Source organism: Egibacteraceae bacterium (genome assembly GCA_035540635.1).
Lineage (GTDB): Bacteria > Actinomycetota > Nitriliruptoria > Euzebyales > Egibacteraceae > DATLGH01.
Map to the genome: position 1 here is coordinate 1 of DATLGH010000048.1, position 15,579 is coordinate 15,579.

General features: G+C 76.5%; 13 protein-coding genes and 1 riboswitch. Of the genes, 3 read left to right on the top strand and 10 right to left on the bottom strand.

The features are described from left to right. The 9 genes from VM324_08450 to cobS form a co-directional block, all read right to left on the bottom strand. On the bottom strand, nucleotides 1-983 hold a 983-nt coding region (locus VM324_08450), incomplete at its 3' end, for a hypothetical protein (GenBank protein ID HVL99306.1). Beyond that, nucleotides 980-1,564, bottom strand: coding sequence for a cob(I)yrinic acid a,c-diamide adenosyltransferase (cobO, locus tag VM324_08455; protein ID HVL99307.1), 585 nt, complete (start codon nucleotides 1,562-1,564; stop codon nucleotides 980-982). The genes VM324_08450 and cobO, both read right to left, overlap by 4 nt. After that, nucleotides 1,561-3,594, bottom strand: a complete 2,034-nt coding sequence (locus VM324_08460) for a putative cobaltochelatase (protein HVL99308.1) — start codon at nucleotides 3,592-3,594, stop codon at nucleotides 1,561-1,563. The genes cobO and VM324_08460 overlap by 4 nt, the downstream gene beginning before the upstream one ends. Continuing rightward, nucleotides 3,591-7,322, bottom strand: a complete 3,732-nt coding sequence (gene cobN / locus VM324_08465; protein ID HVL99309.1) for a cobaltochelatase subunit CobN — start codon at nucleotides 7,320-7,322, stop codon at nucleotides 3,591-3,593. The genes VM324_08460 and cobN overlap by 4 nt, the downstream gene beginning before the upstream one ends. Next, nucleotides 7,319-8,857 (bottom strand): cobyric acid synthase, encoded by a 1,539-nt coding sequence (locus VM324_08470; GenBank protein ID HVL99310.1) that lies wholly within the window; start codon nucleotides 8,855-8,857, stop codon nucleotides 7,319-7,321. The genes cobN and VM324_08470 overlap by 4 nt, the downstream gene beginning before the upstream one ends. Beyond that, nucleotides 8,842-9,822, bottom strand: coding sequence for a CobD/CbiB family cobalamin biosynthesis protein (locus tag VM324_08475; GenBank protein HVL99311.1), 981 nt, complete (start codon nucleotides 9,820-9,822; stop codon nucleotides 8,842-8,844). Before VM324_08475 ends, VM324_08470 begins: the two co-directional genes overlap by 16 nt. Continuing rightward, complete coding sequence (locus VM324_08480; GenBank protein HVL99312.1) at nucleotides 9,819-10,556, bottom strand: CbtA family protein; 738 nt, start codon at nucleotides 10,554-10,556, stop codon at nucleotides 9,819-9,821. The genes VM324_08475 and VM324_08480 overlap by 4 nt, the downstream gene beginning before the upstream one ends. Nucleotides 10,557-10,558: 2 nt before the next feature. Further along, complete coding sequence (locus VM324_08485; GenBank protein ID HVL99313.1) at nucleotides 10,559-10,762, bottom strand: CbtB-domain containing protein; 204 nt, start codon at nucleotides 10,760-10,762, stop codon at nucleotides 10,559-10,561. A gap of 50 nt (nucleotides 10,763-10,812) precedes the next feature. Beyond that, nucleotides 10,813-10,936, bottom strand: a riboswitch (cobalamin riboswitch). A gap of 109 nt (nucleotides 10,937-11,045) precedes the next feature. After that, nucleotides 11,046-11,816, bottom strand: a complete 771-nt coding sequence (cobS, locus tag VM324_08490) for an adenosylcobinamide-GDP ribazoletransferase (GenBank protein ID HVL99314.1) — start codon at nucleotides 11,814-11,816, stop codon at nucleotides 11,046-11,048. Nucleotides 11,817-12,378: 562 nt separating this feature from the next. Between cobS and VM324_08495 the strand changes: the two genes are divergently transcribed. The 3 genes from VM324_08495 to VM324_08505 all read left to right on the top strand — a co-directional run bounded on the left by VM324_08495 (nucleotide 12,379) and on the right by VM324_08505 (nucleotide 14,695). Next, nucleotides 12,379-13,479 (top strand): patatin-like phospholipase family protein, encoded by a 1,101-nt coding sequence (locus VM324_08495; GenBank protein HVL99315.1) that lies wholly within the window; start codon nucleotides 12,379-12,381, stop codon nucleotides 13,477-13,479. Between the two features lie 188 nt (nucleotides 13,480-13,667). After that, on the top strand, nucleotides 13,668-13,868 hold the full coding sequence (locus VM324_08500) for a cold-shock protein (GenBank protein ID HVL99316.1): 201 nt from the start codon (nucleotides 13,668-13,670) through the stop codon (nucleotides 13,866-13,868). Between the two features lie 143 nt (nucleotides 13,869-14,011). Continuing rightward, nucleotides 14,012-14,695: a molybdenum cofactor guanylyltransferase gene (locus VM324_08505; GenBank protein HVL99317.1), complete on the top strand. Its 684-nt coding sequence runs from the start codon at nucleotides 14,012-14,014 to the stop codon at nucleotides 14,693-14,695. On the opposite strand, the gene serS is transcribed toward VM324_08505, so the two are convergent. Further along, nucleotides 14,685-15,579: serine--tRNA ligase (gene serS / locus VM324_08510; GenBank protein ID HVL99318.1), on the bottom strand; the 895-nt coding region annotated here is incomplete at its 5' end. The genes VM324_08505 and serS overlap by 11 nt on opposite strands.

Here is a 15,579-nt window from a genome sequence, read left to right on the forward strand (position 1 = left end):
CCCCCCGGTGCCGCATCCCCCGGTGCCGCACCCCCCGGTGCGGCGGCGGCCTGCCACACCACCGCCGGGACCGGGTCGCGGCCGTGGCGGCCCGACCGGGGATCGCAGCCGTGGTCGGGGCAGACGACGAGCACGCCGCCGCGGGCGGCGACGACCGCGCGCGCCGGCGCGACGACGTCGCGGTCGAAGGCCTCGACGGCAGCGACCTTGCCGGCGCGGTCCCGGCAATGGGCCGCCTCGTCGGGGCGGGGGTCGTGGATCACGACGAGGCTGCCGGGCTCCGCGTCCGCCGCCACCGCGGCTCCCGCCCCGGGCGCGGCCCGCACGAGGTCGCAGCCGAGCAGCCCGGCCACGCCGGCGGGGGCGCCGCCCTGGGCGACGACGACGACCGGCCGGCCGAGCAGCGCGGTCAGGTCGGGCAGCTCCGCGGCGCTGCCCAGGCGGCCCCACGGCCAGGCCGGCACACCGCCGAGCGCCTCCACTGCCAGCGCCGCCACCGCAGCGAATGCAGGCCCGGCGAGCGCCGCGAGCGGCCGGGAGGTCTGGTGGGGCCCGGGCGGCGCGTCACCCCAGGCGGCGGGCCCGGTGAGCAGGAGGCGGTGGCCGCCGAGGTGGCGCACCCGGGCGCCGAGGGGCGCGAGCCCCGCGGCGAGCCGGGCGATCCCCCCCGCGTCCGGCCGCGTCCCGGGGAGGAGGTCGAGCCGCCACGCGCCCTCGTCAGCGCCCAGCGCAACCCCGGCGGCCGCAGCCTCGAGGCGCCCGCGCGACGGCGCGGTGGCGAGCCGCACGCCGAGCAGCGTCGGCACCCCGACCTCCGTGCCCGCCGCCAGTCCCCGCGGGATGGTCCGCACCCGGCGGACCCGCCCCTGCGCCGCGAGCCGGTCGAGGGTCGGCGTCGCCGCCTGCTCGAGCGCGGTCGGGCGTGCGGACAGCGCCTCAGCCGCCCCGTCGGGGACCGCGAGCACGACGACCGGGCCGCTCACCACTCGATGCCCTTCTGCCCGCGCTGACCGGCGTCGAAGGGGTGCTTGACCTTGCGGACCTCGCTGCAGAGGTCGGCGATCTCGACCAGCTGAGGCGGCGCGTCGCGTCCGGTCACGACGACGTGCTGGAACCCGGGGCGGTCGCGCAGCGTCGCGACCACCTCGGCGGTGTCCACCCAGCCGAACTTCATCGGGTAGGTGAACTCGTCGAGGAGGAGGAAGTCGTACGTCTCGTCGGCGAGGCGGCGCGTGACCTCCTCCCATCCCTCGCGGGCGAGGTCGGCGGACTGGTCGAGGTCCCGCGACGTCCACGTCCACCCGTCGCCCATCTTGAACCAGTCGATGGTCCCGCCCTCGCCGCTCGACGACAGCAGCGTCGCGGCCTTGTGCTCGCCGACCCGCCACTTGCCGGACTTCACGAACTGGTACACGCCGCAGCGCCAGCCCTGCGCCCACGCGCGGAGCAGGACGCCGAACGCCGCGGTCGACTTGCCCTTGCCGTGGCCGGTGTTGACGATGAGCAGCGGCGCGTCGCGCTTGCGGCGACGGGGACGCTCCTGGGCGCCGGGGGCGACGGTCATGCGACGCTCCTCGCGGCTGGTGCGGTGGCGGCGCGCACGACCCGTGAGAGCGCGCCGGCGGCGAGCTCCTCGAGGCGGATGCGGGGGCCCCCGGCGGCGGCCGCGAGGCGTCCCGCCAGGTCGAGGCGGACCACGGCGTCCTCGGTGTCGACGACGACCGTCGGGGCCCGCATGCGCGCGAGGCCCGCGGCGGCCCGCTCGGCGGCGCCGACGGGGTCGGGGCCGCCGCTCGTCGCGCGGCCGTCGGTGAGCAGCACGACGAGCGGACGCCGGCGCGGGTCGCGCACCCGCTCCGCCGCGAGCACCTCGGCGGCGCGTTCGATGCCCGCGGCGAGGGGCGTGCGGCCCCCCGTCGGCAGGTCGGCGAGCAGGCGGTCGGCCAGATCCACCGACGCGGTCGGCGGCAGCGCCACGTCGGCGTGGTCGCCCCGGAAGGTGACGAGGCCCACACGGTCACGCCGCTGGTAGGTGTCGAGCAGCAGCGAGGCGACCGCGCCCTTCACGGCGGTCATCCGCCGGCGGGCGGCCATGGAGCCGCTCGCGTCGACGACGAACAGCACGAGGTTGCCCTCGCGGCCGCGGCGGACCCTCTCCCGCAGGTCGTCGCGCCGCAGGATAAGCCCGGCGCCGGAGCGTCCCCGCGCCCGCTGGCGGGGAGCCGCCGCCCGCAGCGTGGCCCCGAGGGCGACGTCGCGCAGCGGCCCCCGCGGGCGCCGGTCGCCGGTGTGGCGGCCGTGGTCGCTCTCGGCCGGGCTGCGCCGTCCGAGGGCGCCGGCGCCGGACCCGAGAGCGGCGAGCAGCACCGGGTCGAAGGTCGCGCCGACGGGCAGCACGGTGGGCGCGCCACTGGCGGACCCGTCCGCGGGCCCGTCACCGCCCCCGGCCCCTGCCGGCGCCCCGCCGTCGTCCGCGGCGCCCTCCGCCGGTGCGTCCCCGCCGGCGGGCGGCGGACCGGAGCCCGGCCCCCCGCAAGACGGTGGGGGCGCGTCCGGCGGCTGGCCGCCGGGAGGGTCGGGGTTGTCGTCGTCGATGCCCTCGAGGGCCCGGTCGAGCTGCTCCTCGTCGATGCCGGGCGCTTCGAACGGGCCCCGCCGGCGGCGGTGGGGCAGGGCGAGCAGCGCGGCGGCGCGGACGTCGGCGACGGTCACCGTCGTGCGACCGTCCCAGGCGGCGAGCGCCGTGGCGGCCTTCGCGGTGACGAGGTCGGCGCGCATGCCGTCGACGTCGAAGGCGGAGCAGGCGGCGACGACCGCGGCGAGGGCGGTCTCGGGCAGCACGACCTCGGCGAGCAGCTTGCGGGCGGCCACCACGGTCGCGGCAACGTCCGCGTCGGCGTCGGCCCACGCGGCGGCGAAGCCGGCGGCATCGGCCTCGTAGGCCAGCCGGCGGCGCACGACCTCCGCGCGCTCGGCGGGGTCGCGGCTGGCGCGGACGTCGACGGAGAGCCCGAACCGGTCGAGCATCTGCGGGCGCAGCTCGCCCTCCTCGGGGTTCATCGTGCCGACGAGCTGGAATCGAGCGGGGTGGCGGACGCTCACGCCCTCGCGCTCGACGATGTTCGTGCCCATCGCCGCGGCGTCGAGGAGCAGGTCGACGAGGTGGTCGCCGAGCAGGTTGACCTCGTCGACGTAGAGCAGCCCGCGGTGCGCCCCGGCGAGCAGGCCCGGCTCGAACGCGCGGGTGCCCTCGACGAGTGCGCGCTCGAGGTCGAGGGAGCCGGCGAGGCGGTCCTCGCTCGCGCCGACCGGCAGCTCCACGAGGCGCACCGGGCGCATCGCGGCCGGCCCGTGCGCGCCGCGGTCGGGGCAGCCGGGGTCGGGCGCGTCGGGGTCGCAGGCGAACCGGCAGCCGGCGACGACGGCGACCTCGGGCAGCAGCGCGGCGAGGCCCCGCACGGCCGTCGACTTCGCGGTGCCCTTCTCGCCGCGGACAAGCACCCCGCCGATCGCGGGGTTGACGGTGTTGAGCAGCAGCGCGGTCTTCAGGTCGTCGGCGCCGACGATCGCGGAGAACGGGTAGGGGGCGGTCACGAGCGGTCCTCCAGATCACCCTCGAGCTCGAGGTACGTGGCCCGCAGCCGGCCGAGGGTGTCGGGGTCGGGCTCGGCCCACAGCGACCGGTCGGCGGCCTCGAGCAGCCGCTCGGTGATCGCCCGCAGCGCCCAGGGGTTGGACTGCTCGAGGAACGCCCGCACGTCGGCGTCGAAGACGTACTTCGCCGACAGCGTCTCGTACATCCAGTCCTCGACGACGCCGGCGGTCGCGTCGTAGCCGAACAGGTAGTCCACGGTCGCCGACAGCTCGAAGGCGCCCTTGTAGCCGTGGCGGGCCATCGCCGCGATCCACTTCGGGTTCGCGACGCGGGCGCGGAACACCCGCGCGGTCTCCTCGCGCAGGTCGCGCGTGCGCACCCTGGCGGGGTCGGCGGAGTCACCGATGTAGGCCTTCGGCGAGGTGCCCGTGAGCGCCCGGACGGCGGCGACCATCCCGCCGTGGTACTGGAAGTAGTCGTCGGAGTCGAGCAGGTCGTGCTCGCGGGTGTCGGTGTTCTTCACCGCGACCTGCATGCGCGCGAACGTGCGCTCCATGTCCGCGCGTGCGGGCGCGCCGTCGAGGCCGCGGCCGTAGGCGTAGCCGCCCCACGTCGCGTACACCTCGGCGAGGTCGGCGTCGGTCTGCCAGTTGCGGGCGTCGATGAGCGGCAGGAGGCCCGCGCCGTACGCGCCAGGCTTTGAGCCGAACACCCGGGCGGTGGCGCGCCGGGCCGCCTCGTCGGGGGCGACCCCCTCGGCGACGAGGCGCTCGCGGTCGGCGTGGGCGTTGGCGGCCAGGGGGTTGTCCTCGCCGGGCTCGTCGAGGCCGGCGACCATCGCGACGGCGTCGTCGAGGAGGGTGACGAGGTGGGGGAAGGCGTCGCGGAAGAACCCGCTGATGCGCACGGTCACGTCGACGCGCGGGCGGGCGAGCTCGGCCAGGCTGATCAGCTCGAGGCCCGTGACGCGCCGCGACTCGCGGTTCCACACCGGGCGGACGCCGAGCAGCGCGAGGATCTCGGCGATGTCGTCGCCGTGGGTGCGCATCGCCGCGGTGCCCCACACGACGATGCCGACCTGGCGCGGGACGACGCCCTCCTCCTCGACGTGGCGGGCGACGAGGTCGGCGGCGAGGCGTTGGCCGACCTGCCACGACAGCTCGCTCGGCAGGGCCTTCGGGTCGACCGAGTAGAAGTTCTTGCCGGTCGGCAGCACGTCGGCGCGCCCGCGCGTCGGCGAGCCGCTCGGTCCCGCCGGCACATAACGCCCGGCGAGGCCGCGCACGAGGTTGCCGAGCTCCCGGTCGGTGGCGTCCAGGCGCGGCACGACGTCGGTGCCGGCGAAGGCGAGCGTGCGTGCCACCTCGGGCGCGGGATCGCCGAGGATCTCGGCCGTGACCGCCCCGGCGGCGCCGGGGTCCCAGCGGCGGGCGTCCATCGCCTCGACGAGCGCGCGGGCGGCCTCCTCGAGCCGGTCGACGAGGTCGCTCGCGGTCCGGGCCGGGCCGGGGAAGCGCGCGACGAGCGCGGGTGGCGCGGGCGCCGGCGCGCCCGGCTTGTCGAGCAGCGCCGCCTCGTCGAGCCCGAACGTCGCCGCGACGGCCTGGCGCAGCCCTTCCACACCCGCCTGCGGCAGGCGCAGGATCGCGAGCACGAGCCCGACGCGGTCCTCACCCGTAGGGGCGCGGCCGAGGACGTGCAGACCGCCGCGGATCTGCAGGTCCTTGATCTCGCAGAGGTAGCCGTCGACGTGGACGATGAGGTCGTCGAAGTCTGGAGGCACCCCGCCCGACACCTCCTCCCCCCGGTCGGCCAGGCCGAGGTCACGGGTCAGCTCGGCGGCGCGCAGCAGGTGCCAGATCTCGCCCTGCAGCGCCCGCTGCTTGGCCGGGTCCATCACCTGGACGTGGTAGTACTCGTCGAGCAGCTGCTCGAGCCGGGCGAGCTCGTCGTAGGTCTCCGCACGGGTCATCGGCGGGACGAGGTGGTCGACGATCAGCGCGTGCCCGCGGCGCTTCGCCTGCGTGCCCTCCCCGGGGTCGTTCACGACGAAGGGGTAGAGCAGCGGGACGTCGCCGAGGATCGCGTCGGGCGCGCATGCCGCCGACAGGCCGAGGCCCTTGCCCGGCATCCACTCGAGCGTGCCGTGCTTGCCGAGGTGCACGATGGCGTCCGCGCCCCACTCCTCGTCGAGCCAGCGGTAGAACGCGAGGTAGTGGTGGGTCGGGGCGAGGTCGGGGTCGTGGTAGATCGCGACGGGGTTCTCGCCGAAGCCGCGCGGCGGCTGAACCGCGACGAGCACGTCGCCGTAGCGCAGCGCCGCGAAGGCGAGGTCGCCGTCGTGGACGTAGAGCTCGCCGGGCGGCGGGCCCCACGTGGCGGTCATGGCCCCGGCGAGGCCGGCGTCGAGGCGCGCGAACCGCTCGGCGTAGCGGCCCGCGGGCAGGCGAGCGGGCTGGCGGGCGAGCTGCTCGTCGGTGAGGAACTCCGTGTCGAACCCGCCCGCGGCGATGAGCGCGTGGACGAGCGCGTCACCGGGCGGCCGGTCCTCGCCGGCGCCGGCGGCGCGCTCGGCGGCCCACGTGCCGGTGTCGTAGCCGGCGGCGGTCAGCGCGTCGAGCACCGCGACGGCGCTCGCGGGCGTGTCGAGGCCGACCGCGTTGCCGATGCGGCTGTGCTTCGTGGGGTAGTTCGACAGGACGACGGCGACGCGCTTGCCACGGGCGGGGTCGCGGCGCAGGCGGGCGAGACGGACGGCGGTGCCGGCCACGCGCGCGGCCCGCTCCGGGTCGGCGGCGTAGGTCGCGACGCCGTCGCGGACCTGCTTGAACGAGAACGGCGCCGACACGATCCGCCCGTCGAACTCGGGCAGCGCGACCTGCATCGCGGTGTCGAGCGGCGACAGGCCCTGGTCACTGGCCGCCCACGCCGCCCGGCTCGACGTCGCGCAGACCGCCTGGAGCACCGGCACGTCGAGCGCCTCGAGCGCCGGCACGGCCCAGCCGTCGTCGCTGTCGGCGGCGTTCGCGCCGCCCATGGCGAGCACGGTGGTCACGACCGCGTCGACCTGCCCGCGCAGCAGGTCGAGGGCGGCGACCTCGCCGTCGCGCGGTCGCAGCGAGTAGCAGAACACCGGCAGCGCGTTCGCGCCGGCGTCCTCGATCGCGTCGCAGAGGACGTCGACGAAGCCGGTGTTCCCGCTCATCCAGTGGGTGCGGTAGAAGACGACGCCGACCGTGGGGCGGGCCGGGTCGTGCGCGCGCTCACCGTAGCGGCCCTCCTCGGGCAGCGGCTCGGGCGGCTCGAAGCCGAAACCCGTGCGCACCAGCGTGTCGGCGACGAAGCGCAGCAGCTGGGCGGTGTTGGCCACCCCGCCCTGGACGAGGTACTCGAACGCGTCGGCGAGGGCGCCCGCGGGTGCGGTCGAGGCGGCGGTGAGCTCGGCGTCGGCGGTGGCCTCCCCGGAGAAGGCGAGCAGCGGCACGCCGGCGTCCCGGCAGCGGGCCGCGAGCCGGTCGAACCCGTCGGCCCAGGCGCGCCGGCCCCCGAGGAGGCGCACGAGGACGACCGCCGGGCCGGCGTCCGCGAGCTCGTCGGCGAGCGCCACCGGGTCGGGGTGCAGGCTCGGGTTGAGGCTGCGTACCTCCGGGAAGTCCGGCGGCAGCGCCGCGACGGCGCGGCGGGCGGCGAGCACCTCGGTGTCGGCGGTGGTGATGAGCACGATCACCGCGCCGCCCCCGTCACCAGGCGTACGGCGGGCAGACCCGGCGGCGGACCGGCCTCGACGAGGCGGCGCAGCGCCGCGGTGTCCGCGTGGTCGGCGAGGAGGTCGGCGAGGGCGTCGAGCCGGCGCTCGCGCACGTCGGCGAAGCACACCCGGGCGGCCACGAAGGCCCGGCGGCGCGTGGCGGCGACCCACGCGAGCAGGGCCCGGCGGGCGTCGTCGTGCTCGAGCAGGCCGTGCCACGAGGTGCCCGCCACCGCGCCGGCGACGCAGCCCTCCGGCGTGCCGTCGGCGCTGACGGCGAGCGGCTCGCCGCCGCTGACCGCGACGCGCCCGTGGCGGATCTCGTAGCCGCCGACCCGGGCCCCGCCCAGGAAGGCGCTGTGGCCCGCGGGGCGCGCGAGCAGCTTGTCGGGTGCGAACGTCGTGTCGGCCGGCAGCAGTCCGAGCCCCGCCACCGTGCCGGCCGCGGACTCGACGCCGTCGGTGATGCGCCGCCCGAGCAGCTGGTAGCCGCCGCAGACGCCGAGGACGGGGTCGCCCCGCTCCGCGCGGGCGGCGAGGGCGCCGGCGATGCCGGTCGCGCGTACCCAGGCGAGGTCGGCGACGGTGGCCTTCGTGCCCGGCACGACGGCGAGGTCGGCGGCGGCGACGTCGGCGGGCCGGGTCGTGAAGCGCACGGACACGCCCGGTTCGCAGGCGAGCGGGTCGACGTCGGTGGCGTTGCTCGTGTGCGGCAGGCGGACGACGGCGACGTCGAGTCCCTCCTCCCCGACGGGCGGGCCCGCGTCGGGACGGGGCGCGTCGAGGGCGAGGGAGTCCTCGGCGTCGACGGCGAGGCCGCCGAGCCACGGCAGGACCCCGAGGGTGGGCCGGCCGGTGCGGGCCTCGAGCTCGTCCAGGCCCGGGGCGAGCACCCCCGGGTCGCCGCGGAACTTGTTCACGACGAACCCCGCGACAAGGGCCTGGTCGGCGGGCTCGAGCAGCGCGAGCGTCCCCGCGAACGCGGCCAGGACGCCGCCCCGGTCGATGTCGCCGACGACGACGGTGGGCAGGCCGGCGGCGCGGGCGAGCCCCATGTTCGCGATATCCGCGTGGCGGAGGTTCACCTCGGCGGGGCTGCCGGCGCCCTCGCAGACGACGACGTCGTAGCGGGCCCGCAGGTCGGCGAGCGCGTCGAGGACGACGGCGCGCAGCTCGGCCTTGCGCCGCTGGTAGCTGCGGGCGTCCTCCTCGCCTGCGGGGCGGCCGAGCACGACGACCTGGGTCCGCCCGCCCGCCGAGGGCTTGAGCAGCACGGGGTTCATGACCGCCTCCGCCTCGACTCCCGCCGCGGCAGCCTGCACCGCCTGGGCGCGGCCGATCTCGGCGCCGTCAGCCGTGACGGCGGCGTTCAAGGCCATGTTCTGGGCCTTGAACGGGGCGACCTTCACGCCCTGGCGGGCCAGCCACCGGCACAGCCCGGCGACGACGACGGTCTTGCCGGCGTCCGACGTCGTGCCCGCGACGAGCAGCGCGCCGGTCACCGTTGCCTCCACGGAGCCGTTGCGGCCAGGGACGCCGTCGACGCCAGGGCAGCGGCGGCCGCCCCCGCGAGCCGCGACAGGCGCACGGCCCGGCGGACGTCGGCGGGCCCGGGCGGCGGACCATGGCCGAAGGGGCCGCGCAGCTCTGTGCCGCCGGCGGCGCGGGGGGCGGGGCCGCCCTGCCCGTCGCCGTAGCGGATCGTCCCGCCGAGGCGGACGCCGAGCCCGCCGGCCATGGCGGCCTCGCAGCGGCCGGCGTTCGGGCTCGGGTGGCGCCCGCCGTCGCGGCGCGCGGTCGCCCACGCGGCCCGGGCCGAGCCCCCGACCGCCGGTGCGAGCGCGGCGAGCAGGACCGTCGTCACGCGGGCGGGCAGCCAACCGAGCGCGTCGTCCAGGCGCGCCGCCGCCCAGCCGAAGCGCGCGTGGCGGGGGCTGCGGTGGCCGACCATCGCGTCGAGGGTGTTCGCGCAGCGGTGCGCGACGGCCCCCGCCGGGCCGGCGAGCGCTCCCCACACGAGCGGGCCGGTGACAGCGTCGGCGGTGTTCTCGGCGAGCGACTCGACACCCGCCTGCGCCAGCGCCTTGGCGTCGAGGCCGGACGGGTCACGCCCGCAGAGCGACGGCAGGATCTCCCGGGCGGCGGGGAGGTCGTCGCGGTCGAGCGCGCCGGCGAGGCGCCGGCCGGCGGCAGCGAGCGAGCGGCCACCGGTCGCCGCCCACACGACCGCTGCGGTGAGCAGGCCCGCCGGCACGGCGCCGCGGCGGCGCGCCCACCGGTCCAGGGCCCATACGGCGACCGTCGGTGCGCCGACGAGCATCCCGGCGTAGGTGGTGCCCGCCGCCCGGCTGTCGCGCCACCAACGACCCTCGACGCGTGCCGCTGCCGCGCCGAACCCCGCGACGGGGTGGAAGCGGCGCGGGTCACCGACGGCCGCGTCGGCGGCCCAGCCCACCGCAAGAGCCGGCGCGGCGCTCACGGCCCCGCCGCCTGCGCTGCGGCCGGCGCGGTGGCGGCGGCGCGCTCGGCGCGGCGGACGAACAACCCGAAGAGCAGCGCGGTGCCCCCGAGGAGGATCCCCTGCGTCGTGACGGCGGCGAGGCGGAAGCGCCAGAGCAGCCCGCCGGTCAGCTCCGGGGGCGGCCTGGGCAGGTCGGGACGCGTCGCGACGAGCGCGGCGACGACGAGCGCCGCGAGCGCCCCGGCGAGCGCCCAGCGGACGGCGCGCGGCCAACCCTGCCCGCGGCGGCGTGCGACCCAGGTGCGCAGGCCGGCCGCCGTGAGCAGCCCGATGAGGAGGCTCAGCAGGTACGCGGTGGTGCGCGTCCCGACGGTGTCGGGGTCACCGACCCCCGGAGGGTTGGCGGGCACGACGAGCGCCGGCAGCACGACGAAGACGCCGACCGCGACGGCGCCGAGCTTCAGGCTGCGGCTCCAGCCGTCCCCGCCGACGCGGCCGACGGCCCAGGCGGCCGCGAGCCCGAACAGCAGCCCGGCCACGGCGCCGACGGCGGCGGAGCCGGCGACGAGGCCCACCTTCTGAGCGGGTCGGGTGAGCGTCTCGCCGAGCCCGTGGTCGTCGGCGTCGGCGGCCTGCTCGAGGGCGATCGCGGCGTCGAGGGACGGCTCGCCGGCGGCGAGGCCGAAAAGCCCCGCGAGGATGCCGGCGAGCAGCCCCGCCGCAAGACCGCGGCGCAGGCTGGCCTGCAGCATCGCTAGTGGCAGGGAGCGCCCAGCAGGTGCCGGGCGTCGTGGAACATGTCGTGCAGGACGCCGCCCGACTCGCTCATGGCGCCGGAGAACAGCGCGGCGAGGGGCCCCTGGTCGAACCCGACGGCGTAGAGGACCGCCACCGCGGCAGCGATGACGAATGCGGCGGGCAGGGCGAGGTCGCGCCCGTGAATGAGGTCGGTGCCCATGCGAAGAGCCTCCTTGGGGATAGCCCGTCCCCGGGGTCAAGGCGATGGGCCAGTCTCCTGGCTCCCGGATCGTCGCCGCGCTCTCGCCTTCCCGCCCGAAGGCAGTGGCCGTTGAGAGAGGGCTCCCCGGTTACAGTGGCGGGACCGCGCCGGACTTGCACCGGCCTTCCTGGTACCCACCGCCTCTCGCGTGTGTCGCGATGGTGGCGCGGCACCCTCCCGGCGCCGCGTAAGCGGGGCGAACCTAGTCCACCGCCTCCCGCGCTGTCAACGCGCGATGTCGTCAGAGGAGGCCGGCGTCGGCCAGCGCGGTCACCGCGGCGAGCGCGGCCAGGTGGGCGACCTGGTTCACCGCCCCCAGGGTGTCACCGGTGACGCCGCCGAAGCGTGCGCGGAACAGGACCCCCGTGCCGAGGGCTGCGGTCAGGGCCGCGGCGAGCGGTGCGACGGCCCACAGGCCTGTGGCGGCGGCGACGGTGCCGAGCACGGTGGCGCCCGCGAACGCGGCGCCGCCGCGTGGCAGCCGGCCGGCCATGCGTGCGCCCGACCCGCTGGCGGCCGCCGGCGGCAGCGCGTGGGCGTGCAGCAGCGAGGCGCCCTGCCCGAGGACGTGCGCGCACAGCAGCGCCCGGGCGAAGGCGGCGAGGCCGAGCGGTGCGAGCAGCGCGACCCGCAGCCCGACGGTGAGCACGAGCACGAGCACGCCGTAGGTGCCGAGCCGGCTGTCGCGCAGGATCGCGACGCGCGCGGCGGGGTCCCCGCCGCCCCACAGCCCGTCAGCGGTGTCGGCGAGGCCGTCCTCGTGCAGGGCGCCGGTCACGACGATCGTTGCGCCGACAGCCACCACCGTCGCCGCGACGGGACCCCACAGCGGTTCGGCGAGCGCGCGCACGCCGACGCCGACCGCACCGACGAGCAGGCCCACGGCGGGGAACGCCCCACCGGCACGCCGCAGGGCGTCGTCGGGAAGCTGGCCGGGGTGGCGCACCGGCAGCCGCGTGAGGAAGCCGACGGCCACACCCGCAAGCCCCGGCAGCCCTGGCTTCGACACCACGGACAGGCTCCATCGTCACAGTCGGTCGGCGCAGGCTACCCATCGGCTCCCCTGCGCGCCGGTACAACGCACCGGCGACCACGCCTACCGCACCCTCCGGTGGCAGGCACGATAATGAAGCATGGCTGCCGCCGCAGACCACACGACCCATCGGCGGTTCCCGGTACCGTCGTCCCCCGCATCACCGCGGGGAGGGCCGCCCGTGCTCGGGTGGTCCAAGAGGGCGCGCGCAGCAGCGGGTGTCGTCACGCACGCCGCCCGCACGCCCGGGTGGCGCCCCGGAGCACTCGTCGGCCTCGCGGGCCGCTACGAGGCCCCCGCGCCCACCACCGGCTCGAGCCCCATCGCGGACCTCCGGGCGGCCGACGGCGAACCGGTTCCCGTGCACCTCGTCCACGGGCGCTGGCCGGCAGAAAGGGCTTGCGCATTCCCGCAGGTTGGCCCATGGTGTTCGTGCGCTTCGCCCGGATAGCGAGGGAAGGCGGTTGCGGGTGAAGGCGGCGGGCCGCCGCGGGACGTCATCCGGGGTTGGCGGCGGCGAGCCTTCGAAAAGGAGCGAGTCATGGCCGACAGCGGGCAGCAACCGGACCTCTGCGCCGACCTCGTGCTCGAGGGCGGTGGGGTCAAGGGCATCGCCCTCGTCGGCGCCCTGTCCGTGCTCGAGGACCGCGGCTACCGGTTCTCGCGCGTGGGGGGCACCTCGGCGGGCGCCATCGTCGGGGCGCTCACCGCGGCGCGGATGCCGACGGCGACGATGGCCGAGATCATGGAGACCCTCGACTACCGCCGGTTCCAGGACGCGAGCGCGCTGTCGCGGCTGGGCGGTCCGGGGCAGCTGCTCGCCCTGCTCACGAGCAACGGCATCTACCGGGGCGACTACCTGCGGGAGTGGCTGGCCGAGAAGCTCGCCGACCGACAGGTGCGGACCTTCGGGAACCTCCGCGGCGACGACCCGAACACCTCCCTTCCCCCCGAGCAGGACTACCGGCTCGTCGTCATGGTCTCCGACGTCACGCAGGGAGCGCTGCGGCGTCTGCCGTGGGACTACCACCGCTACGGCTGCAACGCCGACGAGGTCGCCGTCGTCGACGCCGTCCGCGCGTCCATGTCGATCCCGTTCTTCTACCGGCCCGTCAAGCTGAAGGACCGCCGTACCGGGCGGCAGTGCTGGCTCGTGGACGGCGGCATGCTCTCGAACTTCCCGGTGGAGTGCTTCGACCGCCGGGACGCGCAGCGACCCCGCTGGCCGACGTTTGGCATCAAGCTGTCGGACCGCCCGTCGGACGAGGCGGCGGCCTTCGACGTGCGCGGGGTCCTGAGCCTCACACGGGCCATGGTCGGCACGATGACGAGCTTCCACGACCGGCTCCACCTGGAGTCGAAGGAGGCGGTGGACCGCACCATCTTCATCGACACGAAGGGCGTGCGGTCGACGGACTTCTCCCTCGACAGGCCGACGCAGCGGCGGCTGTTCGAAAGCGGGCAGAAAGCGGCGGAGAAGTTCCTCGACGGCGGTCCGGGGCGCGAGCCGTGGAGCTTCGACGCCTACCTCGAGCGCCACCGGGGCGGCGCCGCGCCGCCGCCGGCGGCCGACGAGGGAGCGCCGCCGGCCGGCGCCGCAGCCGGTAGGGTCGCTCGGCGCGCGTCGAACGGCCCCGCGTAGACGGGGCTTCCCAACCGGGTGCGGCACGGCCCCGAAAGGTTGCCAGCTGCCCGGCAACCCGGCGCCATCCGCTGGTAGACTTGACCGAGAAGGGGCGACTTTCGCGAACGCTGCAGTGGTACCACGCTGGTGCAGATCCCTTCCCGGGTTCACTTTCGGACCCGTGCTCACGAAAGAAGAGGTTGCACATGGCTGTTGGCACCGTGAAGTGGTTCTCCGACGACAAGGGTTTCGGTTTCATCGAGCGGGAGGACGGCGACGACGTGTTCGTCCACTTCTCCGCGATCCAGGGGAGCGGCTTCAAGACGCTTCCCGAGGGAGGCAAGGTCGAGTTCGAGGTGACGCAGGGCCCGAAGGGCCAGCAGGCATCGAACGTGCGGGTCGTCTGACGCCCTTCTCCCACGCTCGCCCCGGCCGTCTCGGCCGGGGCGTTCTGCTGTCAGGGTCGGCCCGGGCGCGCCGGCAGGCCAAACCCGTGCTTGACCCTTCGGTGACGTGAGGCCGTAGCGTCGCCTCGAGGAGGTGGAACGACATGCGCGACACCGTCGGCGAGGTCGCCCGGTCAGCCGGCGTGACCGTGCGCAGCACCCTGCCCGCAGCCGGGGTCGTGCTCGCGGGGGGCCGCTCGTCGCGGATGGGGAGGGCCAAGGCGGCGCTCGAGTGGCACGGCTCGACGCTGCTGCGCCGCACCTGCGACGTCCTCGGCAGGGCGGTCACGGGTCCCGTCGTGGTCGTGCGCGCCGCCGGCCAGGACTTGCCGCCGCTGCACCCCGACGTCCGCGTCGTCGACGACCCGCGCGACGGGCTCGGCCCGCTCCAGGGTCTCGTCGCCGGGCTCACGGCGGCGGCGCGCGACGCCGACCGGGCGTTCGTGTGCGCCACCGACCTGCCGTTCCTCCGCGAGGCCTTCGTGCGTCGGGTCCTCGCCGGCTTCGACGACGACGCGGACATCGTGCTGCCCGTCGTGGGCGGGCGCGCGCAGCCGCTCGCCGCGGGCTACCGCACCGCCGTGCTGCCGACCGCCCAGGCGAGGCTGGCCGGGGGGCGCCTGCGCCTCGGGGACCTGCCGGGCGACTGCCGCACCGTGCGCCTCGACGAGGCGGCCCTGCTCGCCGACCCCGCGCTCGCCGCCGCCGACCCCGGCCTCGACTCGGTCGTCAACGTCAACGACCCCGCCGAGTACGCGGCGGCCCGCCGACGGGGGCTCAGCCGATGACGTCCGCGCCGAGGTGGGATCGGAGCGCCTCAGGCACCGCAACGGTGCCGTCCGCCCGCTGGTGTGTCTCGAGGAGTGCGATGATCGTGCGGCCCACGGCGACCGCGGTGCCGTTCAGCGTGTGCACGAGCGCCGTCTCCTTGTCGGCCACCCGGTAGCGGCAGCGCAGCCGGCGGGCCTGGTAGTCGGTGCAGTTCGACGCGCTCGTGAGCTCCCGGTACGCCTCCTGGCCCGGCAGCCACACCTCGATGTCGTACTTGCGGGCGGCCGCGTCGCCGAGGTCGCCGACCGGGATGTCGACGACGCGCCCGTGCAGGCCCAGACCGGCGAGCAGGTCGATCTGCAGATCGCGCAGGCGCGCGTGCTCCTCCTCCGAAGCGCCCGGGTCGACGAACGAGAACATCTCGACCTTGTCGAACTGGTGGACGCGGAAGATGCCGCGCGTGTCCTTGCCGGCGGCGCCGGCCTCGCGCCGGAAGCACGGCGAGAAGCCGGCGTAGCGCAGCGGCAGCTCGGCTGCGTCGAGGATCTCGCTCGCGTGCAGCGACGCGAGCGCAACCTCGCTCGTGCCCGCCAGGTACAGCTCGTCGGAGGGCACGTGGTAGATCTGCTGCTCGGTGTCCGGCAGCATGCCGGTTCCGTAGAGCGCGTGCTCGCGCACGAGCACCGGCGGGATGACGGGCTCGAAGCCCTTGCCGCGCAGCTTCGCCAGCGCCCACTGCACGAGCGCCATCTCGAGCATCACGAGGTCGCCGCGCAGGTAGGCGAAGCGCGAGCCCGACAGGCGGGCGCCGCGCTTCATGTCGATCTGCGCGCCCGCCAGCTCGAGGTGGTCGCGTCCGCGCTTGGACGAATCGCCGACGACGCGCAGCACCTCGTCCTCC